Origin of the sequence: Noviherbaspirillum sp. L7-7A, from assembly GCF_019052805.1 — a bacterium.
Classification (GTDB): domain Bacteria; phylum Pseudomonadota; class Gammaproteobacteria; order Burkholderiales; family Burkholderiaceae_D; genus Noviherbaspirillum_A.
Map to the genome: position 1 here is coordinate 315,184 of NZ_JAHQRJ010000003.1, position 25,323 is coordinate 340,506.

18 protein-coding genes are annotated in these 25,323 nt (G+C 54.4%); 2 read left to right on the plus strand and 16 right to left on the minus strand.

Going from position 1 to position 25,323, the window contains the following annotated elements:
- Nucleotides 1-4: 4 nt before the first annotated feature.
- The 6 genes from KTQ42_RS22925 to KTQ42_RS22950 form a co-directional block, all read right to left on the minus strand.
- Nucleotides 5-2,482: an AAA family ATPase gene (locus tag KTQ42_RS22925; protein WP_217347928.1), complete on the minus strand. Its 2,478-nt coding sequence runs from the start codon at nt 2,480-2,482 to the stop codon at nt 5-7.
- Nucleotides 2,483-2,774: 292 nt separating this feature from the next.
- Entirely contained in the window at nt 2,775-4,829 is a 2,055-nt protein-coding gene (locus KTQ42_RS22930) for a hypothetical protein (RefSeq protein ID WP_217347929.1), read from the minus strand.
- 1,237 nt (nt 4,830-6,066) lie between these two features.
- A complete protein-coding gene (locus KTQ42_RS22935; protein WP_217347930.1) occupies nt 6,067-6,663 on the minus strand; it encodes a hypothetical protein in 597 nt (198 codons plus the stop codon).
- A 162-nt stretch (nt 6,664-6,825) separates the two neighbouring features.
- The gene (locus KTQ42_RS22940; RefSeq protein WP_217347931.1) at nt 6,826-7,665 is read right to left on the minus strand and encodes a hypothetical protein; all 840 of its coding nucleotides are present in this window, start codon (nt 7,663-7,665) and stop codon (nt 6,826-6,828) included.
- A gap of 737 nt (nt 7,666-8,402) precedes the next feature.
- Nucleotides 8,403-9,068, minus strand: coding sequence for a hypothetical protein (locus tag KTQ42_RS22945; protein ID WP_217347932.1), 666 nt, complete (start codon nt 9,066-9,068; stop codon nt 8,403-8,405).
- 47 nt (nt 9,069-9,115) lie between these two features.
- Nucleotides 9,116-10,471 carry a hypothetical protein gene (locus KTQ42_RS22950; RefSeq protein ID WP_217347933.1) on the minus strand — a complete coding sequence of 452 codons (1,356 nt, stop codon included), beginning with the start codon at nt 10,469-10,471 and terminating at the stop codon, nt 9,116-9,118.
- A gap of 432 nt (nt 10,472-10,903) precedes the next feature.
- On the opposite strand from KTQ42_RS22950, the gene KTQ42_RS22955 reads away from it, so the two are divergent.
- Nucleotides 10,904-11,887, plus strand: a complete 984-nt coding sequence (locus KTQ42_RS22955) for a DUF4157 domain-containing protein (RefSeq protein ID WP_217347934.1) — start codon at nt 10,904-10,906, stop codon at nt 11,885-11,887.
- Nucleotides 11,888-12,509: 622 nt separating this feature from the next.
- On the opposite strand, the gene KTQ42_RS22960 is transcribed toward KTQ42_RS22955, so the two are convergent.
- The 9 genes from KTQ42_RS22960 to KTQ42_RS23000 all read right to left on the minus strand — a co-directional run bounded on the left by KTQ42_RS22960 (nt 12,510) and on the right by KTQ42_RS23000 (nt 23,449).
- Nucleotides 12,510-14,111, minus strand: coding sequence for a rhodanese-like domain-containing protein (locus KTQ42_RS22960; protein WP_217347935.1), 1,602 nt, complete (start codon nt 14,109-14,111; stop codon nt 12,510-12,512).
- Nucleotides 14,108-16,342 (minus strand): rhodanese-like domain-containing protein, encoded by a 2,235-nt coding sequence (locus KTQ42_RS22965; RefSeq protein WP_217347936.1) that lies wholly within the window; start codon nt 16,340-16,342, stop codon nt 14,108-14,110. Before KTQ42_RS22965 ends, KTQ42_RS22960 begins: the two co-directional genes overlap by 4 nt.
- A gap of 52 nt (nt 16,343-16,394) precedes the next feature.
- On the minus strand, nt 16,395-17,576 hold the full coding sequence (metC, locus tag KTQ42_RS22970) for a cystathionine beta-lyase (RefSeq protein WP_217347937.1): 1,182 nt from the start codon (nt 17,574-17,576) through the stop codon (nt 16,395-16,397).
- A gap of 12 nt (nt 17,577-17,588) precedes the next feature.
- The gene (locus tag KTQ42_RS22975) at nt 17,589-18,449 is read right to left on the minus strand and encodes an amino acid ABC transporter ATP-binding protein (protein WP_217347938.1); all 861 of its coding nucleotides are present in this window, start codon (nt 18,447-18,449) and stop codon (nt 17,589-17,591) included.
- On the minus strand, nt 18,436-19,224 hold the full coding sequence (locus KTQ42_RS22980) for an amino acid ABC transporter permease (protein WP_217347939.1): 789 nt from the start codon (nt 19,222-19,224) through the stop codon (nt 18,436-18,438). The genes KTQ42_RS22975 and KTQ42_RS22980 overlap by 14 nt, the downstream gene beginning before the upstream one ends.
- Nucleotides 19,214-19,957, minus strand: coding sequence for an amino acid ABC transporter permease (locus tag KTQ42_RS22985; protein ID WP_217347940.1), 744 nt, complete (start codon nt 19,955-19,957; stop codon nt 19,214-19,216). Before KTQ42_RS22985 ends, KTQ42_RS22980 begins: the two co-directional genes overlap by 11 nt.
- Complete coding sequence (locus KTQ42_RS22990) at nt 19,954-21,087, minus strand: aminotransferase class I/II-fold pyridoxal phosphate-dependent enzyme (protein ID WP_249223071.1); 1,134 nt, start codon at nt 21,085-21,087, stop codon at nt 19,954-19,956. Before KTQ42_RS22990 ends, KTQ42_RS22985 begins: the two co-directional genes overlap by 4 nt.
- A gap of 125 nt (nt 21,088-21,212) precedes the next feature.
- Complete coding sequence (locus KTQ42_RS22995; RefSeq protein ID WP_217347942.1) at nt 21,213-22,625, minus strand: FAD-binding oxidoreductase; 1,413 nt, start codon at nt 22,623-22,625, stop codon at nt 21,213-21,215.
- Nucleotides 22,622-23,449: a transporter substrate-binding domain-containing protein gene (locus KTQ42_RS23000; protein ID WP_217347943.1), complete on the minus strand. Its 828-nt coding sequence runs from the start codon at nt 23,447-23,449 to the stop codon at nt 22,622-22,624. Before KTQ42_RS23000 ends, KTQ42_RS22995 begins: the two co-directional genes overlap by 4 nt.
- A 248-nt stretch (nt 23,450-23,697) precedes the next feature.
- Here KTQ42_RS23000 and KTQ42_RS23005 point away from each other — a divergent pair, with 248 nt between their 5' ends.
- Nucleotides 23,698-24,363 carry a glutathione binding-like protein gene (locus KTQ42_RS23005; protein WP_217347944.1) on the plus strand — a complete coding sequence of 222 codons (666 nt, stop codon included), beginning with the start codon at nt 23,698-23,700 and terminating at the stop codon, nt 24,361-24,363.
- A gap of 50 nt (nt 24,364-24,413) precedes the next feature.
- Here KTQ42_RS23005 and KTQ42_RS23010 read toward each other — a convergent pair whose 3' ends face one another.
- A complete protein-coding gene (locus KTQ42_RS23010; RefSeq protein WP_217347945.1) occupies nt 24,414-25,283 on the minus strand; it encodes a transporter substrate-binding domain-containing protein in 870 nt (289 codons plus the stop codon).
- Nucleotides 25,284-25,323: the final 40 nt, after the last annotated feature.

The window sequence follows — 25,323 nt, forward strand, 5'->3', positions numbered from 1 at the left end:
AAGATTATCCCTTAATTTCTTTCCGCGGCACTACATCCCACCCGGGCTCAATATTCGCATTTGTTAGTTTCGTTTTCAGCGACACCAATTCTTCTTCTTCACTATCATTCCTCAGCGCATAGCCGGATAGAAAACTATACCGTTGTAGAGCTCTACCCAGCCCATCTGGATAAATGTCTTGAATATCAAAGTAACTTCGATATATCTGTCCACCAGTCAATAGCATCGGTGACTCGACTCCGCAAGTCGCTTTAACCTGTCCGCTTTCCATCGATAACATCCAAATTTCTTCTGCCTTTGCACCAACTAACGTAACAGGATTGTGAGTAGTCACAATGAATGACATTCGTGGAAGTAATTTCCTGGTGCGAGTAATGATTTCTATTTGCCAACGAGGGTGCAGATGCAAGTCAATCTCATCTATCAATACCAAACCTCGCATTTGTTCTAAAAAATTAGCTTTAATAGGTTCATTATACTGCTCTGCTAATGCTAACCACCTAGCCATAAGATCAAGAAACCAACCGGCGCTCGTGAGGTATCCATCACTCATTGAGCTTAAGGGAAGCTTTGGTCGACCTTTTTCAGTTACCCAAACCTGTCTGTCTTCTATACACACTGCTTCAACATCAAGCAATATTTTCAGGGCAGTTATTACCGCTTTAAAAGTAATTTTGCTTTTACTTGTCTTAGCTGCATCTCCATCCAGCTGAAGCAGCCATGTTTCAGCATGTATTAAGCTGGCTCCTTCATCAAACAAGGTTGCGATTTCAGGCCCTCCATCATCCATTAGATCCACTTGACGTGAAGCACCTCCAAGCGCTGAACCCCTTCGACATCCGTAAGCAAATAATGGAAAAAGGCGCGGACGATTTTTTTCCGGAATTTGGTGGAAACTTGTAGACCCGTTAGAGCGGATCAAAGTCCGGTGTTGTATGTCATCGCGTAGCGATACCACAATCTGAGTGTCTACAGGGAGTTCTTCAGCTACACTTCTTTGCCTCTGCCAAGAATTAGCGAAAGCGCCTTTAGGCCAAATAACCGGATCCTTTGTATTGCGTAATGCAAGAATCAAACTACCAAGAATAGTCGTTTTACCTATTCCATTAGGGCCGAGAATCACAATCCATTGACCCTTGCCATTATCAGACGGAAGAGAAAAGTCTAGTTTAAGGTGATGAATACCACGAAGGTCATGCAGTTCAATTCCAGTAATCGCCACGGGTAGCTTCGGGATAGCGGGCTCAAAATGTGTTTGTGGCGCCGACTGAGGAGATGGCATCGGCAGTGCTAATCTTGTCCAAGTCCAATGATCATCCAATTCAGAGCTTCGCGCCTGGATTGTGTCTCGCAGCTGCCTGATAAAAGAACTAGATAAGTGATGATGCAAGCCCACCTTTTCTATTGCTTTCGAAAGTAGCACACTTACCTGGCTGGCCTTAAGGCGCCCAGTCTGTAAAATAGATAGCAATATGCCCCAGTTGTAACAATTTGGGTATTCATTTATCAAAACTGCAAAGTCATTGAGAAAATCATCAATATTGGCGGGGAAGTGTCCAGAAAATATTTTGAGTATCGTCAGTTCCGTTTTTGTGGTTAGCTGCATGTTTGGAATTTCAACGCCATTAGTCATCTCTTGTAACTTCTCGAGATTCGAAATGTATCCGGAATGGATGTCTAACATTAATACGATCGATCTCAATACAATTGGATGAAAATTTGATTCGCTCAAAGCATCTATCAGCGCATCAGCTGACGAGTAGGCATTCAGCTCCACTGGCAAAGGTGCCGTATCTAATAATTTTATCCATTCAAGACGGTTTAACCATTTTGGTCGTGGAATAAAAAAAGCGATGTTTTCAGGGGCTGTACTAAGAAATCCGCTTAGTGCCGTAATGTCCTTAGCTGATTTCGCGCCTAACTGTCTTATTAGCGCTAACCCTACTTCTGCAAGGACATTACGTATATTTGGCGAAGACACCTTAAAATATGATTTCTCGATTTTCTTGGCAGAATTTAACCTAGCACCCTGAGATTTGTTTAGCCGAGGAGATTCTGCATAAGCCCAATATGGCAAAGCCATAAATGGTGGAACTTTTTTTATGGTATCTTTGGTCCAAGGTTGACCCTCGTCAATTAAATTTAATGAAAGATCTAAATCAACATGTATTTGCCATGATTCTTGCGCGCTTGACCAATCACTAATATCGCCTAACTGCCCCGTAGCCGCTAAATCAGCATAGTGCATTAAATCTTTTGAGGTTGTAGCAAGACGCAAACATACTGCTATAGGCCAACTGGATCGCCACTGCAATGGACGCCAACTTTGAATCGGAAGCCAACTGGCAACAGCCTTTAATGCTTTTGACAAGTTAATTGCAGTTGGCTCTACTTCGAATTTGGCGGCAGCAATCCATGCTTTCCATACGGCTGGTACCTTAGTTAGGCCGCTTGGCTCGCCCGTTAAAGTTTCCTGTAACATGACTACGTCATAAAGAATGCCACTTTGCCGGCGCCTCTCCCATCTCCGTTCACTGTTGTAGACGGAATTGAGCCACACAACAAAATTATCATTTTGTCCATGCTCCCCATGGTGACTTCGAAAATCAATAAAACTTTCCGGTGATATGTACTTACAAATCTTTTGTATTTTTTTCGAGAGCCAAATGCTAAGTGAAATGCCGACTACTCTGCATGCATATAGTAAATTTTCGTAATCGGTTAATTTTTCCCAATATTGATCAGCAATATCAATCGCCCAATTCTCCTGTCGGTTACATGCATCTATTAAGCAAATCCATGCTGATGTGAGGAGGAATTTTGAATCTTTTTTTCCGTGCGAAAGCGTTTTTTTCGATAGATTCTCTCAAAATACCTAAAGTATCGCTATTAACGACCCGTACAAGTCTCAGGTGCTCCGATCCAGGTGGTAAAGAGAGAAGATTCACTGCTCGTTCCATCAATGCCCGCGCTCGGCGAGGTTGCGAGAGCACGGCGCCTTCCTCAAGTGTATCCAGAGCAAGAAGGCTCCCAGCACGACTTAAATGGGCTGCGTAGTCATTAGGGTCATCATCGAGTGCGCCGCATATACGATCTGCCAGTATGTCGCGTAAAGGTGATCCTTCGCTGAAAAGGCGGCTCGCCATAAAAAGAGTGACGTTACGGAACATGGGCGCTATCGCTACCTGTTGAAGCCGGCCTTCTATCTCGTTATCTCTTCCAGATGTAAGTGCCCAGGCCGCCATAAACTCTTGTAGTGAACGAATTTCAAAACCAAAACTGCCGGGTTCAGGCTCGACAAGAAACACTAGGCGCTGTTCCGCCGCGATTGAGATACTTTTCACTAGTTCCGCACGTTCGTCCTCAGCAACCTCATCTTCTGATAACACTGCTTCGATCACGCTTTCTAAGCGCGATCGTGGCATTCTAGCCGCTGCGCCACCGTCTCGTTCAGCTTCGACTTGTAATAGCAAAGCTACCCGAGCATGAATCTGTTCAATATGGGACCGATGATCTGCTAAGAGTCTGGATGCGTACGTTTCCCGTTCAATTTCACGGTCATAAGTGTATGAAAAATATCTGAAAAAAAGATTCCAGCGCTCTCGCGGAGCTCGACCTAGTTGTTGTACTAATGCAGTAAGAATGGTGACTTGTAAAGGGGTAGTTAAAAGCCGTTCTGTGGATGGCTCTGCAGCAGCCTCCTGAATTCTCTCAAACGCTTTGCTCTTAAGATCAGCCCCTGGAATTTTCGCCTCTATTAACTTTTGAGCATAAGCTAAGGCTTCATTTTTAAGCAGGGGAACGAGATAGCGAGGAGTAAGTGGTAAACCGATTTGTGCAAGTTCACCTGCATAGCCTTGCGGCCGAGTTGTTGCAATAACTTGCGCTAACGCATTTTTCTCGCTTAATGCTGTGAGGAGCTCGCGTGATGCATCAACAATCGCATGTCGATCGTGTATGGCACCGACTTCGTCAAAACCATCCAATACGATCAAAAAGGGTATGTTTGGGGCCAATGAAATTAATGTTTCTGCCGTTAAGCCGCAGTTTCTTGCACTTTTTAAATCAGTAATGAAACGCAAGAAAACGGGATAAGGTAAATTTTTCGAATCCACCTTATCTTTTGCAAACCACGCGATGAAATCAGGAAGCGATATTTGCAGAGGCAACAAAGGAGATTTCGGCAAACTCAGCGGTTGTTTAACAGATTTGTTTTTAGTATGCACTTCAAAAGATCTTACAAGATCGCGCTGAGTCGTTGTCAAGTCTTGTTCTAATGGTTTTAGAAGTGCTGCGCGATGAAGTTGACAAGCCAGTTGCCCGAGAGTTGACTTTCCTTGGCCTGGGCCTCCTATCAAAAGCGTAGCGCTGAAACCAAATTCAGCATTACTGTTTTCTCCAATGTCGAAATCTTGATCATCGTCATTTGGAATATCAGTCTTGTTTAGACTGGGAGTACCGCGCGCTTTAGAAGCAGTTCGCAATCTAATAGTATCTGACGACAGAAGCCTTTCAACAAATGGTACACGTTCAACATTTCCACCTTCATTATTGATGCTTTTTGAAACTGGTAGGTCAACGAACACCGTTCGCAGTGGAACCTGGTTTTGGGTGTGGCCACCCTGCCCTAGCTTAGCATGCTCATGTGCAATTAATTGCTCTACAAGCCAGTTGCGTATTGCATTGGACTGAGAAACCGAAATTCCACTTTTTGAGATGGCACTTAATAAGGTACTATGTTTTGCTGAAGAGCGTGTTAGCGTTATTTTCATAATAATTGGTTCGTGGTTTGGAAACATTTTCCGCAAATTTTTATTGGTTTTATCCAAAAACCAATTGTAGGTACTGGTAATGCTTGCATAGCTAACAGTTAGAATTCAGTAATTAGTATTTATCGGCTCCGTTCTATGTCTGCATATAAGAACGTACCCGCGAATCTATGAAACTCTGCGCTTAATTTCTCACTGTTGAAAGGCGGCTGTATTTTTAATTTTATTTAATGCATAAAGGACCTAACATTCCTAACTTTTAATTGAGTGCGCGATAGTTATCATTTGCCAAAATTTTTACACTTAAATAATAAACAATTCATCTTGTTAGCTGCCGTTAGGCTGAGCAGGGGGTCATACGCTAATGCGAAAAATTCCGTTTTTCACATGGCTTACTAAATGCTGGCGGACGGCGCATGCAGAAAATAGTATAGGCCAACTGGTGTCGATTCCCATAATCACGTAGATTTCGTCTCTCATAGATTTACAGGTACATTTGTAAGTAAAAAAGATTTCATACGTGAAAGTTGTGTAGTTCTTTGACGAGGCCTGGCTTTTATTTGGGAATTTACTTCAGACTATTATACTAACAGATGACTGAGCAAAGGACTCCATACTTCGGCTACTTACGTGTCTAACCCATATCGTGATGACGTTAAAACTCATAGAAAGCTGACGGTAGGCGAGTTTGTGATACTAACGGTCAAGTCTTGGGTTGGGCCAAATGGCTCCGCGTAATCAGACTTTGAATAGATGAGCCACTATCGCAATGGTTATACCGCTGCCTAGACCGTTTATTAACTCGTGTACTGAGTTGTGGCCTAAGGATCACTGAGGTATTCATCTTGTTGAGGAATAGACTGGCTAAGCTTCTAATGGAAACAATAAATACCTAGCGGGCTGTTGAAATACCGATTAGCGCTTTCGAAATCACATCAAAGGAAACTTGTTCCCCCTTACCGGCAAAAAACGCTTGTAGTCTGTTCTAAACGGCCGTGATTCCTCGCCGACGAGGTATTGATAGGTATGTCAGCAGGTTGCTAGAGCCCGAAACTCCCATTACACTTCAAGGCCAGAACCGCGATGCAGTAATGGAACGCTTAGTTTTCGCGCTACAATACTGGATGCCGAACAGCTCACTAAAATTTCTACTGCCAAGTATGTGAAGTGAAAACTACGGTCAGATTAACTGAGGGCGCTGGTAAGCGATGTATCGAAAATTTATCACGCTGTTTGGCTGGATAAAACTAGTATTTTTAACTGTAGAAAAAGGCTATGTCTAGGTCCGCTTTCAGTCTTATGCTGCATTTCTTATTGCGCCCCCTCGATCATGGCACAGTCTATCCAATGCGTTATCGATCGCTTCAAGGGTTTTAATATGTGGATGAAGTTTGCGCTCATAGTCAACGAGTCTCAATGCTTTTTCTCTGTCACCTAGACAAGCCGAAACAAGTTCGCTCATTAGCTCATTTTGCATGACGATACGATCATTCGGCGACAGTATTGGCGCCAGTTCGTTAGCACACAATGGGCTAAACCATTTATTCGCTTCTCCATAAAAAAGCTGACTTATAAAATGTGAGAAAAATACGATATCCAAGTACAGGTGGTACTCGTAAAATTTGATCTCATAGCCGCTTTTTCCAAACAGTTTAAAAAACAGAATCGCTGCCCCAATTCCAGCTAGCACATTTCTTGCCAATTTTCTTTTTTGCAAAAGTCCGCCGTATAGCACGGAAATCACAACACCGACGAAAAGTCCGATTAGTAATTTAGCACTGTCGTGTGCATTTACACCGGTTCCAGCGTTCAACATTAAGAGGATAAGCTGCGCGTACAAAAATAGAACAACCCACTTTATGGATGTTGGCAACCGATTTTTTGGCATTTTCAAATGTAAGCCTCATAAAAGGAGCGAGATGCGACCGATAGAGTTTGAGCAGACGAGACGGCGCTCATCTTGCAAGCAAGGGAGAAGCGACAACATACCCTACTTACTTGAAAGAGAAACTACGGCTTGGTTCAGATCGGGACCGGGCAAACCTTACGGGCTCCGCTACTTCCTTGCTGTGACACGTTCCACCACCTTGACTGCAATGCCGCCTCCAGGAACGATTACACCGGCAATTTCTGCACTGGCTTCGAAGAGCATTTCTCGCGTCAGGACACTGTCCATCTTCTCTTTAAACCATTGTCCGTCTTCTATAACTTCGCCTGTAAGGCCATCCACTTCAATAACACCGACTTTATTCTCCGTCGTCCATGAGAATTCGAAGGCGTAGACCGGGCGATAATACAGATGCGCTTTTTCGATTGAAATGAAATCTTGCTGAATTTCGTGCGCATTGATTGCTTCAGATGACAATGTTTGGTTGATTCTTTGGAGAAGGGTGGCAACTGAAACCTTGAGTGGGATGACGTTCGGCAATTCAATGCTTTCACGCTCTTGCACCTTGTACTTCTTCAGATAGCTTTCGAGCACCCCTTTTTTACTTTCTCGTTCCAGGGCATCGATATAGTCCTGAAAATCGATTTTCCGGTGACATTTTTCAATAGCAGAAAGCGTCAATGTCCTTTTTCCACTTTGTGCCGCGATTGGGTATTCTTGTCCGTTGATTACGACACAGTTTGCAAAGCTGTTACCGATATCTACGGGATAGTTGATCTGGCGAGAAAAGTCAACTTCACGATTGGTAACTACATGCCAGAAGGGCTCGTAACGCTTTACATCTTTTGCCAGGAGCACCGTTTCGTCTTTAGGGCGTTTGAATGGATTCAGTTTGGCGGCTAGCCCAAACGCATTCAGCTTTTTTTTGTTGGCTTGTTCCGCAGCAGCGGATAAAGGATACACGTCATCAAAAACGAAAATCTTGTAGGCATCCTTCGGTAACGTCATTGTTCCCTGCATAATGTCCTTCGCATAAAAAATATGTAATGCGTCTACTGTGCATTAAATTTTTAACCAAAATTTGGTTCTCAGAATGTTGAGTATAAGGTAGCCGGTGCTGGTGTAACAACAGGTTTTCAGCGTTATTAGGCAAGGCCGGTTTATTAATTTACCTTAGTAGCCGCATACCTTCGAGTGGATACCATATTTTGGGAATGGTACAGTTCCGATCAGCGCGCAAAAAGACCATATATGTCATGAGACACCATGCCGCACAGAGGTGGCTCCTAAAATTCGGACAGTTGGATAAGTGGAGGCCTTGCTTCACATCCCCGGTCGCATGACTGAATACATGAGCAAGGGCAGGACGAAGAAAATAGGACGGAATTCCTCACGCAGCTTCAAACCTAGTAGAGGAGAAAAAGGAATCCCATTCTGCGCCTGACTCGCGAAAATAAACTTCGAGACGACCGATGCCCTCTGAACATTATTATCTATTCCCTCGGTCACACCTAACGCGTTAGCCGGCCGATGACGCAACCTAGCCGCTTCCCGCCGTGAGAGCCGCCCAATACTGGAATCTAAGAAACTGGGCTAACGATCTACTTCCGATTCGTAAGCAGACTGTGACGGTAGCTTGGCGAAAGGGAAAAATCGACCCAAAGCGGCCCTTATTGGCTCCCGAAAACAGCCACTCAAAACGCTACGTTGGCCGGCGCATTTGTGCGCCCGTGTTGAACGACCTATTAGGCAGGCGTATGTGCTGAGCCTCCCGAAGAGAAGGGAGCAAAATCGGCGATCTTCTGTGCCGTCGCCACTATCTCAAGCAGCCAACTCGCGAGTTCAGTGAATCTGATCTCGCGTTCACCTATCACAAGGCGATCGATCGTCTTAATTGTCTGGTTTGACTCGGAGGGGTGTGCGACTTCTGGCCCGTCAGGATGAAGGGCAAAAGGCTGCCCTGGCTGAAGATTCCCGTTGATAACCAGCTCCTCCATGTGATGGATGTCGTTCCGCACCTGGCGGAAGCGGTCTCCAATTGCGTCTGTGGCGAACCCTGGCCGCTCGGTACTTAAATACACGCACAATGGATCACGTGAAGAGTGTCGCCGAAGTCTCCGAAAACTGTTAGCGGCCCGATACATGCTGGACAAGCAACTCTCGAAGTGAGACACGGATCGATGCATCGCGCTCAGGTTTATCGAACTGTGAGTATCCCAAAACTCCCGAAGTTTCACGTGTGCCAAGTTGTATTCCGAAACCGCGGCTTCAACAAGGCGCACAAATGTGGACGCCAACGAATTGACTTGATAGTCAGTTGAGATCTTCCCGATGAAAATGGTCTTAGTCCAGTAGGAGAGGAGGCTTTTCTCGTATTCTCTCAAATCTGGGATATCGAATTCCACGTACATAGTTTTTGCCTAACGTTGGAGTCAAGCCGCGCCGTCTGGCGTCGGCTTTAACGAATTGTTAACTTTTTTGTTATTTCTCGAACGAACCCATTAAATAGATATGGCTTTTTAAAGAGATATTCCAAAATAGTATTAAGTACCAAAACATCTCCTTCAGCAATTATAGGGATTTCCGAGTTGTCTATTTTGAATGTTTTGATTCTTTTTCTGGCGCTTCCCTTTTGTGAGAAATCCTTAAGTCTTTTATCGAACTCATCATATGAGTAAAAAATATATTCATGATCAATGTGCGCTAAGAGCATTTGGTCACTGCGAATAAAATATTCAATATGAATCAATTGAGTTACAACACAGTCATCAAACACCTCAGGATCGCTTGAAATTTCTTCAAAGTAGATATTGCGGCTGTCTATAAAATACCATGCGCTATCATTGTTTGTATCGTAGAAACGCCCTGCCAACACATGCGGCGGGAAAATATTCGGGGTATCTGCTTTTTTAACGACCTCTCTTATTGCTTGACCGTCTCGGACGTCGTTAAGAAAGTCCACGAGGAACACAGGGCACTTTGGTTTTTCATTCCCAAGAAGAATGAAATATTGCATTGAAGTCTGAAACACTACTTCACACTCCACAAGAAAGGAGATGTTTTTTATTGCTTCAGATTTCAGAAGAAAGGCGAATATATCCAGAATAGCCTCGGGAATATCAATCAAGAACTGAGAGTTGTTTTTATTATCGAAAATCCGATTCGGCAAGCCGGAAATTATCTGTTCCGAGCTAGATATGGAAAGTAAGTCATATTTTGCAAACTGTCTGTCAGTTTCTTTTAAGTCAACATCTAGCGATTTGTAATATCTAAAAAGTTTGCTTTCTGTTTTTTGGGCAGGGCTGTACTTTTCTGCCTTTATTACATCGGATTTAAATTTTTTATAAAGAATTGCTAAATAGTAAGTGCAAACGTAATTTGCTTTTGTTTGGTTGCTAGATTTTTTATTTGCTTGCAGTACGCTCGATACCACTTCATCAAATATGGAGTGCGCTTCCTCCTTTAGTAAGGACATGGATAACTCTAATATCCTATTTTCATCGTTTTGTATCTGTATTTCATAGAATGAGCCGGGCGTGTTCTCTAGGTCTTTGTACAGACAATCTAGCCTAGTTGTTATTTTTTCTTTCTGTGCTTCTAGGATGGAAGCTTTAATTTCCTCCGTCTCTAGAGTGGTTATAAATTCAGGGATTATCTCTCCCAATAACGTTTCATTATTTTCTAAGTATTTTTCTGCCAAAATGGTGAATTTTCCTACGTCGGAGAAATCGCCCTCGAAGGTTTTTTTAAGGGAGATATTTTCTTCTGCGTTCAAAGATCTAAAAAATTCTACTAAATACGGAGGGAGAGTCATTTGTCTGTAAAGTCTGATTATGGCCTACAAGGCTAACGAATGGAGCTGAATGGGAGCGCGCTTGCACGATGTCCGCTTCTGAAAGGGGACAGCCATGCTGAGCAGATGCGCAGCAACATTAGCCGGTCGCAGCCATGTAATAGGATGCAAATACTAGCCGCTATGGAGCAAAAAGAACATTCACAGTCCGGCATTAATGCCCGAGACTTAGTTAGCTCCTCCTGACAACCTTCGCCGCGACCTGTCCATACATCCGCATTGCCGGATCGCCACGGCAATTTATGCCAATTTTAAAGCATTCCATCTGACATAGTTGCTATTTTGCATATTGTATATGTGACATGATTGCGTTCTAGCTTTTGACATTTCACAACAGGTTATGTCTAGTTCCACGCATGATGAAGTAACCATTTCAAGCTAAGGATGACCATTATGTCTGGCGCTAAACTTCTACACAGGATAGCTTCCCTTCTCTTACTCGCAGCAAGCAGTGCTCTCGCATGCCCTGACGGTCAATATGAAGTCTGTGCGATTGTTTGCGTCTGTGTCCCTAATAGTGGAGAGGTAATTAAGACGCCGGGCAAAGTAGGAGGCGAAGTAGTTGAAAAAATCAAAGAAGATCCGGTCAAATTTGTTGTGAACCCCGGCGGTTATATTAACCAGTCGGGTATTCCTACGCCGGGTGATTTTGTAGAGTTTATAGTCAAAAACCCAGATAAACTGATTGAGCTTGTCAACAATCCCGGCCAGTGGCCGTATATTCCAGTAGCACAAGGAATCATTTCCGCTCGCAATGCCGTTATCAACGGAGGCGGCGCTCCAATCCCTGTGCACATTAAGTCATTTCTGCAACGCTGGTATCCACTCGACCTTATAAACAGTGTGCGCTGGACGAGCAACTGGGGGCCGCTGAACAACTCGTTGCAGGCAGCGCAGATGAACTTCAATTCCAGTACCCAAGCCATTGCATTAATAAATGCTGTTGTATTCAGAAACGCAGCCAACTCTCAAGACCCCGCACTATGGGCTCATGAGATGTATCACATTAACCAGTATAGGCAATGGGGCGTATTTGGATTTGCCCAGCGGTGGGTGGATAACTCATCCGTGAACGGTCCGGTTGAATCTCCGGCCTATGCCCGCGAAAAAGAAGCTAGAGCGGTACTTTCCCAAACAGCAGGCGGTGGAACATTTCCGGGTGGAGTCATCGGGAGCGGAACGGCCGATGGTGGCGTTGGAAACCCGCCAATGAAATTGCCGTCAGGATATCCGTTATCAATGTGCGGGTGCTTTGGCCCATTACCGCCAAATGCAAACCGCCCAGCACCCGCATGTGCTAGTGGCATTGACGTTCCGCGTATGTGTCCCGGCATGTGCCCTGGCGGTGGCTTTCCCTACCAAAGCTCATGCATGTAAGCGGGGAATGGTGCAATTTAAGAAGGCAGTTGGTACACCCCGTTTTGCTTCCGATGAGCCAAGAAACCTAACAAATTTAGCGGACGGCTGCATGGGCCTAAATAAACGTCCTGGCAGCGGTTCCAAGGTATAGCATCTTAGATGTACCACCTCAATTCTTGAGCGAAGATGACCGACGTCCGCTTACAGTCTAATTTGACTATGGAGCACATTAATTGACTAGCACTGTTCAACCCGCCTGATAGAAAAATTCTCTACCTCTCGGTTAGCGGATCGGCTCATTTTCCATTGGTGCGCTTGACGCCATTCGGAGATGAGCCGGATATTCCATTAGCCTGAGCTAAATGCTGCATTTTGTCCTGCGTAACCTTTCAGTTTCGCTATGCAAATTATTCTGCTGCAACCGAAAACAAAAGGCGGCGAGTACCACCAGGAAGGCGCTGAGTTCCGTTAGCACATTGATCAGGTTCATTATTCCGCCAGCATGCAGGGCAAGCCACCGGAGAGCCCGGAAGCGTCATGCGCGAATACCTACCAGCCGGATCCCGCATTAGCTTCACTTGGTCATTGCAGGCACGGCCGCCAGCATTTGAGACGACTGTTCTTGAATGTAGACAGGCAGCTAACCCGCAGCTGCCTGAAAGGAAGCAGGCAATCGGAATCGAGCTAGCTCGCCATCCCGGCACTGCGCAATCAGCCCGGTTTCCCACGCGAGGTAGCGGCGTGCCGCTTCCCGGTTGCCGTCATGGCGGTCGTGCACGAAAAACAGGAAATCGATGCGCTCGTGGTCGGGCGGCTCCGCCGGCGTCGATATCATCGGAATGCCGGCAGCTGCAATGGTCGCCAAGCCATCCGAGACGGCATGGATTTGCCTGACGCCTGCTTCGCGCAGATCGAGCGCGACGAGCGACGCCTCCCCTTTCCGGTCGCCAATCAGGACGACCGGTGCGCCGGCCTGGCCGGCCGCCTCTAGACGGGCTACGACATTCAGCCGCGTCGCCCAAATTGCCCCTTGCGGATGTTGTTCGCGGTAGGCCGCACTGGAGCGGAGATCCAGCAGCGTAAAAGACTGGCCCGCTTCGCTCCACTGACGCAACTGCTGCGCTGTGACTGTTGCCACGGCCTGAACCGGCGCAGCGGGCGCTGCAGTGAGTTGCAGCCGGGCCCGGATGCCCTCCTCCACCACCGCGACCTCGAAGCCGAGCTGGTGCATCCAGCTCGCCACCAGTGGCGCCCGCACTGCCTCCTCGTCCAGTAGGATGAGGCGGCTGTTGCGCACGCCTACGTACTGGTCGGTGGCCTGGATCAGCTGCCCACCCGGCGCATGACGCGCACCTGGCAGCGTGCCAGCCGCGAATTCTTCTGCAGTGCGGACATCCAGTACATAGGTCGTGCGCGCCGGATCGTCGATCCAATGTTGCGCCTGCGATGCCGTAAGCGTGGGAATGCCAAAGCGCGCCAGCAGCCTGCCGGCAGCGGCGCGCTCGGTACCCAGCTCTGGCGCCACCTCGGTGGGGTAACGGCGCTGGCTGCGGTACTCGAGCGCCAGGTCGTTCAAATACCAGCCCTGGGTGCCGTTCTCCAGCGCATACACCGGGTTCGGGATGCCCAGATTGCGCAGCGTCTGCGCTCCTATGATGCTGCGGGTGCGTCCGGCGCAGTTCACCACGATGGTGGTGTCGTCATCTGGCACGATTGCGCGCAGCCGATAGGCCAGCTCGCCGTTCGGGCAACTGGTAGCATCCGGAATCGTCATCTTGTGATGCTCTTCAACTGTGCGGCCGTCGAGGATGGCAATCTTCCTGCCGCTTTTTCTCAGCGCATCCAGTTGAAGCGCCGAAACATGCGGCGTTGCATAGGTCTGTTCGGCGAGTTCACCAAAGGTCTTCGACGGCACGTTGACGCCCTTGAACAGCACATGCCCAGCCTGCTCCCAGGCCGGCGTGCCGCCATCCAGTACCGCGACGCGAAAATAGCCGAGATCGGCCAGGCGTCGCGCCGCCCGCGACGCCAGCCCGTCGCCGCCATCGATGAGCACGATCCGCGCCGACCGCCGTGGTGCCAGCCAGCCTGCATCCAACTCGAGCCGGCTGTATGGCAGCGGCACCGCAAAGAACAGATGTCCCTCGCCGAACAAGCCGGCTTCGCGGACATCGAACAACGCCAGCTCGTCGCCATCGTCTAGCCAGGCACGCAGCGTGGCCGGAGAAATTGCCTGTGTCATGCCTGCTCCTTTCCGTCAGCGCCCATCGGGATCGGATTGATGAAGTGGTCGTCACGCTCCAGCTGCGCTACCAGTCCCAGTTCCCAAGACAGGTAAGCCCGCATCTGCGCTTCGCGTTCGGCCTTGTCTTCGTAGGCATACGGGCTGTACCAGGCGTCATCATCGCCGGTCAGGATCGCTTCGCGGCCCGGCACCAGCGGCTGCCCGGCCTGGCGCCATGCCTGGGTGCCGCCGAGCAGGGCAGCCACCTGCCGCCCGGTCCTGCGTCCCAGTTCGGCGGCGACCACGCGCGCCAGCACGCCATCGCTGGACGTGATGACGATCGGCTGGTCCGGCGACAGCGCCCCGACGAATTCCGGCAAGCGGTCCGGCGCACAGAAGCGCGCGCCGGGGATGTGCGCCCTGGCGAATGCCAGGCTGGATTCGACATCGAACACGATAGGCGCAGCCGAAGAAGCGCGCGTCGCCTCGGCAAGCGCGCCCATGCCGATCCAGTCGGCCGTGGCATCGGACGACGCCAGAATCCGGCGAGGCTCCGGACCCACTTCCAGTGGCGTGCCCGGTGCTGGCGCATGCACGTAGACCTGGTATCCGCCGAGCTGCACCAGCCAGGCCGCCGTCGTCAGGGCCCGCACGCCGTCCCAGTCGGCAATCACCACGCGCGCATGACGCGTGCCGATGTATTCATCGGTCGCCTGCACCAGTTGGCCGCCGGGTGCCCAGCGCCATCCCGGTAAGTGGCCGGACTGATATTCGGCGCTGGTCCTGATATCGAACTTGTACAGCGTGACCGCATCGGCTTCGGACTCGAAGCGCGCCAGCAGATCGACATCGATGCGCTGTACAGCGGTCCGCGCGGCGACTGCCTCGGCCTGCCGGCGCGCCACCGCCAGGGAGTGCGCCGACGGCTCCGGGTTCAGGGCGGCGCGGCCATGGGCCAGCTCCCGGCCGCCGAGCAGCCATGCCATCGTACCGTCCTTCAGCGATGCCACCGGGTTCGGGATGCCGGCGTTGATGAGCGTCTGTGCACCGATGATGCTGCGTGTGCGGCCGGCACAGTTCACAACGACCCGGGTGGACGGATCGGGCGCGAGCTCCCGGATGCGGTACACCAGCTCTCCGCCCGGAACGCTATGGGCGCCGGGCACGCTGAAAGCCTGGAATTCCTCGGGCGTGCGGCTATCCACCACGACCAGATCCTGTCCCTCGGCCAAGCCACGCTGCAATTCAGCCGCGTCGATGGTCGGCGTATGCAGGGTTGTCTCGATCACTTCACCCAGCGCCTTGCTCGGTACGTTAGTGCCGCTATAAACCTCGTAGCCCGCGGCTTCCCAGGCCAGCGTGCCGCCCGCAAGCACCGACACGTCGCGATAGCCAAGGCGCGCCAGCTTGCCGGCGGCCTGGTGTCCCAAATGCTCGTCAAGATCGGTGACCACGATCGGCGTAGCGCGCCGCGGCACCAGTGCGTCGATGACGACTTCCAGGCGCCACAGCGGTGCATTACTTGCCAGCAGCAAGTGTTTTTTCGCGAACACGCCTTCCTCGCGCACGTCCAGCAGTGCCAGTTCCCGGCCCGATACCAGCGCCTGCCTGAGCGCCTGCGGGGCTATCACCGGGTGGCGGATCAGCGCGGGCGGCGAGAAGTGCCGGAAAGTGCCGCCTTCGCTGCTCTCGAACACCACCCGTCTCGTCAGGCGCTCCAGCGACAGTCCATAGAAATGCAGGTGCAAGCCATTTTCGCCGCCGACCAATTCAATGGTATGTACGTCGTCCGACGCCAAAATCACATGTCGGCCTGCGGTGACGTCCACTGTGCGCGTGTGCTTCAGACGGTCGCGCAGTGGATCGTCCGTGGCGCGGCGGCGGTAAACCACGTTACGCTCGTTGCCGCGGATGCCAGCGATCATGGCCCAGGTGGTGTGGTCATGCGGCGGCTGGTACTTGCCAGCCAACCCGGCAGACACGAACAGCGCAAAGCGGCCATCGGGATCTTCCGCGAGACGGTACACCGCGTTCGGACGCTCTTTACTGACAGGGAAATGATGCTCCGGGAACAGCTCACGCCGCTGGCCCAGCTGCGTAAGTCGTTCAGCGATTGTGCCAAGGACAGCGCTCTCGCCGGCGCGGGCGAGCGCCCTGGTGCTGGCGATAAACTCGGCGACCGCGCGGGCGCGTTCGGCGCAAACCCTGGCATCGTGAATCGGGGCGGGTGAGGTGGTTTCTGTTGTCATGGTGTTTTAAGGTTGATCAGTCAGGTTCAAAGGTGGGAGCTGGCCGCGGCTTCTAATTCTCGCAGGCATGGCGAAATGCCTGCTGCAGATCCTGGACCAGATCGGCTGCCGACTCCAGCCCGATATGCAAGCGTACTACCGGTCTGCTGCCACGCCAGGCATGCTGGGCGGTAATGCGCTCCGGCGGCGCGAGCAATGCCAGGCTTTCATAGCCGCCCCAGGAAGCGCCAATGCCGAACAGGCGCAGCGCATTGACGAAGGCGTGTGCCCGCGCCAAGTCGAAACGGTGGAATTCGAATGAAAGCAAGCCGTTGGCGCCGGAAAAATCCCGCTGCCACAGCGCATGGCCAGGGTCGCTTGCCAGCGCGGGATAGAACACCTGCGCTACCTCCGCATGGCCCTGGAGAAATTCCGCCACGCTCAGCGCATTGCGCTGGTGTTGTGCCAGGCGCACGGCCAGAGTGCGCATTCCCCGCAGCGTCAGGTAGGCATCGTCGGCGCCCACCGCGGTGCCGAGTGCGTCGCTCGCCTGGACGATGCGTTCCGCGACCGCTTCATTGCCTGCCACGACCGCGCCCTGCATCACGTCGGAGTGGCCGCACAAGTACTTCGTTGAAGCCAGCACCGATACATCGGCGCCAAGCGCGAGCGGTTGTTGCAGGTAACCCGAGGCCCAGGTGTTGTCGGCGGCCAGCAATAGCCCGTGGCTGCGTGCGATCGCCGCCAGCCGTGGCAGGTCGAGTACCTCGAACAGCAGCGAGCCGGGCGATTCCACATACAGCAGCCGAGTGTTGGGCCGGATCATGGCTTCGATGTCGTCGCGCTGCGCAGCGAAATAGCTGACGTCGATGCCGAGGCGGTCCAGCATCTGCCGGTGCAGCTTACGCACCGGCGCATAAACGCTATCGCTCACCACCACATGGTCGCCGGGCGACAGCAGCGCCAGGAAGGTCAGCGAGATGGCGGCCAGGCCTGAAGGCGCCAGCACGCAGCGCCGACCGCCTTCGAGCGTCAGGATCGCCTGTTCCAGTGCACGGTGCGTATCCAGGCCATGACGGCCATAGGTAGCGACATTCTCGCCCGCCAGCCGGCGCGCATGCGCCGCTTCGTAAGCCTCGACGTCAGCGAAACGAACGGTGCTGGTACGCACCACGGGCACGTTGACGGGCGCTTCGGCCCGGTAAAATTCGGCAGCGCCGGCGTGCGCCAGGCGCGTATCGATATGGTCAGTCATGGCGTGCCCCTGTCAAAACCCGGGCTGCGCATGCAGCACGCGCCCCGATGCCGGCGTTCGCAGCGGCCGCGCCGGCCCAGCGCTCTGGAGCGCGCCCGGCCCGCCGCCCAGGCCGCGTGCGAGAAATGCGCGGGTACGTGGATTCGATGGCGCAGTGAAAATCCGTTCGCTCGGCCCATGCTCAACGATCGCGCCGGCTTCGGTGAAATACACGTGATCACTGATTTCCTCGGCAAAGCGCATTTCATGCGTCACCAGCACGCATGTCATGCCATCTTGCACCAGGTCGCGGATTACACCCAGTACCTCGCCGACCGTCTCGGGATCGAGCGCCGACGTCACCTCGTCAAACAGCAGCAGTTCCGGGCGCATTGCCAGCGCGCGCGCAATCGCCACCCGTTGCTGCTGGCCGCCCGACAGCTGGCCGGGATAGGCGTCGGCCTTGTGTGCCAGGTCCACCCGTTCGAGCAGGGTCAGGGCGTCGGCGCGGCTGGCGTCCCGGTCACGGCCGAGGATGCGCACCGGCGCGATAACTAGATTCTCCAGCACCGTCAGGTGCGGAAAGAGGTTGTATTGCTGGAAGACGAAGCCGACGCGCTTGCGCAGCGCAATCAGCTGCGCCTCCGTTGTCAGCGACCGTACCGACGTGCCGCCGACCAGCACTTCACCGCGCTGCGGCACAAGCAGGCCGTTAATGCAGCGCAGGATGGTGGACTTGCCGGAGCCGGACGGCCCAATGATCGATACCGCCTGTCCGCGTTGCACCTCGAGATCAATGCCGTTGAGCACCGGCGTTGGGCCGAATGCAAGATGTACGTCGCGCAGAGCCACTAACGGCGCATGAAGCGTGGCGGGAAGTTCATTCAAAGGCATATTTGCGCTCCAGTCGTTGCGTGAGCCGGGAAATCGGATAGCAGTAAATGAAAAACAGCGCCAGTGTGGTGAGATAGATCGTCACCGTGAAGTCGACGCGGTTGACCGTGGTGCTGGCAATCTGCGCTGTATCTAGCAGATCGTGCACGCCCACCAGCGACGCCAGCGATGTGGCCATGGTGATCGACGCATACAGGTTCATCCATGGCGGCAGCATGCGCTTGGCGCATTGCGGCAGCACCACCCAGCGAAAGATCTGGGCGCGGCGAAAGGCCAGCGAGGTCGCGGCTTCCCACTGCGCAGCCGGGATCGAGCCGATCGCGCCGCGAAAGATCTCGGCCACGTTCGCGCTGGCGGGCAACGCCAGGCCAATGGTGACCTTGATCCAGTCGGGAAAGGCAACATAATGGCCGCCAAGCTTCAACTCGAAGGGAAACACATAACTGGCAAAGTAGATCAGCACCAGCATGGGTGCATTGCGGAACACCACCACATAGCAGCGACTCACGATGCGAAGCGGCACCAGCGGCGAGAGCTGCAAGGCGCCGATGACCAGACCGACAACCGAGCCCAGGCCAATGGCGGCGATGCTGATGCGGATATTGGCGAGCAGACCGGCGCCGAGCGCCGGCGCCCATTCCGCCAGATGGCCAGGCACCGTGGGCGCGCTCCACAGCCACCAGGCGACGAGCGCCGCCAGCGCGGCCAGCAGCAACGTTCCGGCGGCCGGAAACGCAGGCGCCGGAGCGATGCCGATAGAGCGGCTATTGTCCATATCCGGGGATCCTCCATCGGGTTTCAAGCCAGCGTCCAGCCAGGGTCACGGCATAGGTAAGCACGGCAAAGTAAAGCAGGATCAGCAGCATCAGCTCCAGCACGTTGTCGCGCTGGGTCCAGATCATGATGGACTGGTAAGTCACATCGCCCACGGCGATAGCGGATGCAACCGCGGTCATCTTCACCAAGTCCACCAGGTTGTTGACAATGGCCGGCAGGGCAAAGCGCAGCGCCAACGGGAACTGCACCAGCCAAAGGCGCTTTCTGCGGCCAAAACCAAGCGAGGCAGCCGCCTCCAGCGTCGTTAGCGGAATCGCTTCCAGCCCGGCGCGCAGCGCTTCCGCATGGAACACCGCCTTGTGCAGCGAAATCACGAGCACGACCCAGATGAACGGCGTCAGCGGATTGGTGCCATATGGCTGCAGCGCCTGGCTGATCAGCATGTTAAGCACCAGGAAGCCGCAATACAGCTGCACCAGCGTGGGCGTATTCCGGGTCAATTCGACGAATGCGCGGGTCGCACTGGCGAGCGGTTTGCTGGGCGACACCAGCATGGCGGCCAGCGCGATCCCCGCCACCAGGCTGCACGCGATGGTATTCGCCGCCAGCTCGAGGGTCACCAGCAAGCCTTGCAGGAAGGCGGAGCGTTCCGCGGCATCCAGCAGGAAGCTGTAGTTCAGATCCACCCGCCGCGCCAGCGCCACGGCCGATTCCAGCCAGGAAGCGTTCATGCGGCCGCCTCGGTGCGCGGCAGCAGCGCGGCGCAGGCGCGCCGGATGCGCTCGCAGGCGTCGTCGATGGTCGCCGTCGACACGGCCAGCGAAAAGCGCACATAGGGCGACAGCCCGAACGAGGCGCCGTCGACGGTGGCCACCCCTGCCGACGTGAGCAGGTAGTCGACCGCGTCCGTATCGCTTCGCAGCGCCTTTCCGGCAGGCGTGGTCCGGCCCAGCAAGCCTGCGCAGCCGGCGTACACGAAGAAGGCGCCTTCCGGCGCGGCAACGTCGATGCCGTCGATTGCCGCGAGCCCGGACACCAGCGCGTCGCGGCGCTTCGCATAGGCAGCCGCGGCATCGGCGACGAAAGACTGGTCGCCCGCCAACGCCTCCAGCGCCGCCGCCTGGCTGATCGAACCGGCGCCGGATGACGACTGGCTTTGCACCGCCGTCATCGCCTGTACCAGTGGCAGCGGCCCGGCGCCGTAGCCAAGGCGCCAGCCGGTCATCGCATACGTCTTGGACACGCCGTTGACCACCAGCACCCGGTCAGCCAGGTCGGGCGCCACGGCAAGGAAATGCACACGCGGCCGCTGGTCGAAGCGAACATGCTCGTAGAGCTCGTCGAGCAGCAGCAACACCTGCGGATGCCGACGCAGGACCTGCGCCAGCGCCGCGAACTCGGCTTCGCCGTAAACGGCGCCGGCCGGGTTGCTGGGCGAGTTCAGCACCAACCACCGGGTATGCGGTGTGATTGCCCGTTCCACCGCTGGCGCGTCGGGCTTGAAGTCGCTCTCCGGCACTGTGGGGACAAACACCGGCCGCCCGCCATTGATGCGGACCATGTCGGGGAACGACGGCCAGTAGGGCGCCGGAATGACGACTTCCATGCCCTCGTCGAGGGTCGCGGCAAAGGCATTGAAGATGATTTGCTTGGCGCCGTTGGCGACCATGATCTGCTCGATCGGATAGTTCAAGCTGTTTTCGCGCTGCAGCTTGTCACGGATCGCCGCGCGCAGCGCGGCTGTGCCAGCCACCGGCGTGTACTTCGTGTCGCCGCGCCGGATCGCCGCGATGCCTGCCTCCTTGATGGCGTCGGGCGTGTCGAAGTCGGGTTCACCAACGGTCAAATTCAGTATCGGCATGCCCTTGGCCGCCAATTCCTGGGCACGCTGGTTCGCGACGGCGTTCGGCGAGACTGTAATCTGCCTGACCCGCTGTGACAGGTAAAACGCTGGCATGGTGTTTTTGCTCCTAGGGCTGGGGTCTGTCATCCGAGGACTTTCCCGGGGTTGAGCAGACCCTGTGGGTCGAGCGCGCGCTTGACGCGACGCATCAAGTCGAGTTCCGCCTCGCTTTTGTAATGCAGCAGCAGGTCGCGCTTGCGCTGGCCAATGCCATGCTCGGCGCTGATGGAGCCGCCATGCGCGGCAACGCAGTCATGCACCACGCGCTCGATATCGCTGGCGCGAGCCAGATGATCCGCGACCGGCTGTCCAGCGGCGCGCTCGACGTTGTAGTGCAGGTTGCCGTCTCCCAGGTGGCCAAAAGTGATGTTGCGCACGCCGGGAAAATGCCGTTGCAGCGCCGCGTCGGCGGCCTGCACGAAAGGGACGATGCGCGAGATCGGCACCGCGATATCGTGCTTCACGTTCATGCCGTCGGCGCCCTGGGCCGCATGCAGCGCATGTTCGCGCAGATGCCACAGCTGCTGGCGATGCGTTTCACTCGCGGCGATGACGGCGTGGCTGACCTGCCCACCTGCCATCGCGTAGTGTGCAGCCGATTCGAAGCGTTCCTGCAGCAACGCATGATCGGCATCGGCCAGCTCGACCAACGCATACCAGGGCGCCTGGCGCTCCTCGCCGTTGATCGGCAGCCGGTAATCCGGCTGGTAGTGCGCCACCAGGTCGAGGCAGCTCAGTGAAAAAAGCTCGAATGCGACCAGCCCTGCACCGAAGGCTGAGCGTGCATCGCTTAGGAAAGCGATTGCGTCCTGCAGCGAGCGAAAACCGACGAAGGCGGCAAGACGGGCGGACGGCAACGGGTACAGCCGCAGTGTCGCCGCAGTGATGATGCCAAGCGTACCTTCGCTGCCGATGTACAAGTCACGCAGGCTGTAGCCAGTATTGTCCTTGCGCAGCCCACGCAAGCCATCCCAGATCCTGCCTTCGGCGGTGACCACTTCCACGCCCAGCGCCAGCTCCCGCGCATTGCCGTACCGCAGTACTTGGGTGCCGCCCGCGTTGGTGCTGAGGTTGCCGCCGATGGTGCAACTGCCTTCCGATGCCAGGCTCAGCGGGAACAAGCGCCCCGCCGCCTCGGCCGCCTGCTGGACCTGCTGCAGCACGCAGCCGGCTTCCGCCGTGATCGTGTCATTCTCGCTATCGACTTCGCGGATGCGGTTCAGTCGGGTAAGAAACAGCACCACGCTGGGCACGCCGGCCGTTGGCGCTGCGCCACCCATCAGTCCGGTATTGCCGCCCTGTGGCACGATCGCGACCCGGTGCCGGGAGCAAAGCCTTACGACTGCCGCCACCTGGGCCGCGTCTGCGGGGCGCACTACTGCCAGCGCAGCGTGATCGTAGCGGCCGTGCCAATCGCGGGTAAAAGGCGCCGCATCGCCGCCGGTGAGTACATGGGCCTTGCCCAGTAGCGCGCGCAGGTCGTCCAGCGGCGTCATGCGCCTTCCTTCCTGAACTTGTCGTGCCAGTCGAGCAGTGCCCGCGATGGCGGCATGCCATGCTTGTTGCCCTGGCTGATCAGAAAGCCGGTGCGATGCCAGTTCTGCACCACGCGGTCGATCGCCGCTACCGTGTCGGTCTCACCCTTGCGCACCCAAATGACGGAAGGAGAGGGAATCAGCTGGGCCGGCATGGGCGACTCATAGTCGCCCCATTGCGCCGCGTCCTTTAGCAAACGCGCCTGGATGCCGGGCGTTACGTGTACCGACGCCACGCAGTTGCCACCGCGAAGCGCCAGCAGCGCTTCCGGCATGCCGCGGAAACCCTTGATCTCGGCGCCGTATTCCTCTACCAGCGGCTTGGTGAAATTACTGCCCTGGGAGACGCATACCGGCTTGCCGCGCAAGTCGCTCCAGTCGCGGATATGGCTGGACTTTTTCACCATCGCTGACCCGCCGATTTCCTCAAACGGCGTCGGCACATAGCTCAGGATTTCCGCCCGCTCCCTGGTGTACTGCATGCTCGCGATCAGCGCATCGACCTTCCCTTGCTGCAGGAACTGCACCCGGTTCGGCGGCTCGACCACGATTACGTCGAGATCCACGCCGAGCTGCTGCGCCAAGCTTTCCGCCAGTTCGACGTTGTAGCCTTTGGGCTTGCGGGTGGCGGGGTCGATGGTTCCGTAAGTGCCGTCCAGAACCACGCCGACGGCAATGCGGCCGCGTTGCCTGATCTTGTCCAGGGTAGCGTCGGCATGGGCAATACCTGCCGCGGTAGTGCTACTTATTGCAAGCGAAAGTGCGAGGAAATGTCGTGTGAGCATGAGAACCTTTAATGGAATTAGCGGTATGCGGCAAAGCGTTCTGCATCATGCTGCAAAGCGGTCTGCGCCTTAATGTGCGGTCATTGTATTTTTGCAACGCCATTTCAACTACGAATGAATATGGCTATCGATATAGTCAATCCGGATAAGGAATTTGCTGCATATTCATATGCGAAATGATTCCGTCCCGTTTTTCGGCGCCCTTTTAAAATCGATCGCTCCGGCAAAACAACCTGAGGTTTGAAACCTTGATTCACCTTTATTACTGGCCCACCGCCAATGGCATTAAAATCCCGATCTTGTTGAACGAACTCGGCGTTGAATACCAGACGCATCTCGTCAATATCCGCCATGGCGATAATGCCCTTCCCGACTTTCTCGCCTTGAACCCGAACGGCAAAATCCCGCTCGTAATCGACGACGCCATTGATGGCGCGCCCCTGGTCATCCATGAATCTGCCGCCATCCTGATCCACCTGGCCGACGCCGCTAAGCGCTTCCTGCCGACCGGGCTGCAGGCCCGGACCGCGACCATGCAATGGCTGTTCTGGCAGGTCGGCCATGTGGCTGCAAGCTTTGGCCTGTATCAGACTTTTCGGGAAAAGATCAGGTCAACCATTCCTTCCGACGTCGATGCATTCGCAGTCGGAGAGGTCGAACGACTCTATCAGGTGCTGGAACAGCGATTGGCAGGTAGCGCCTACCTGGCAGGCGACTATACGATCGCCGATATTGCGCTATTTCCCTGGATACAGCCTGAACGGCAAGGAAGAGACCTTGCCCACTATCCCAATATCGCCCGCTGGCGCGCGCATATCACGCAGCGTCCAGCGGTCAGACAAGCTTATGCCGACGGACTGGCCGTAGCGCCAAACGAAAAGTCACTGCATATCAGCAAAGACTGGCTGCGTTGACCCGACCCGGAGGCAGCCAGCGCATGCGGCGCGGGCTGCCTTCTGCTGTATCAAGCGCCGCCGTTCTTATACTTCTCATGCAGTTCGCGCAGTGCCGGCGACGCAGGCGTGATATTAAGCCGCTTTTCCGTCGTAATCAGCCAGCCACTGCGGTGCCAATCCTGTACGACTTTATCGATTGCGGCCGCCGCATCGTCTTCACCTTTGCGCACCCAGACCACCGAATCGCCAGGAATGAGTTCCGGCGCGAGCGTCCGATAATCCTTCCACTCCGGATTGCTGGTCGCCAGCGGATTGAGCAAGGTCCCGTCATGCACCGCCGCGGCGCAATTCCCGCCGCGCAGCGCGAGCAGGGACTCGGACGAGCTCTTGAAGCCCTTGACGGTTGCGCCGATCTCCGATGTCAGCGGCTTGGCGTAGTTGCTGCCTTGGGACAGGCATACGACCTTGCCCTTAAGATCATTCCAGCTTCGTATATCGCTTGCGGCAGGAAAGATGGCGGTGCCGCCCACCTTATAGAAAGGCGTGGGCGCATAGCCAAGAATGCTTGCGCGCTCGGACGTGACCTCCATGCCCGCGATCAGAATGTCCACCTTCCCCTGCTGCAGCAACTGCACCCGGTTCGATGGCTGTACCTGGACCGTCTCAAGCTCGACGTTCAATTGCCGCGCAATATCGCGCGCGAGTTCCACATTCCAGCCGACCGGTTTTTGTGTCGCCGGGTCGATCGATCCAAATGGGCCGCCGGAAAGCAGTATGCCAGCCACGATCTTGTTGCGTTGCTTGATCTTGTCAAGCGTCGCATCGGCATGTGCGGCGGTACTGGCGAGCGTCAACAACAGCCCGGCAAACCCGGCCGCAACTGCATACCGTGTACCACCGCTCTCGACAGCAGGATCCGAAGATTGATATGAACGCATATTTTTTATTTGATCCGTTGGTTATGAATGGCTTGTTTAA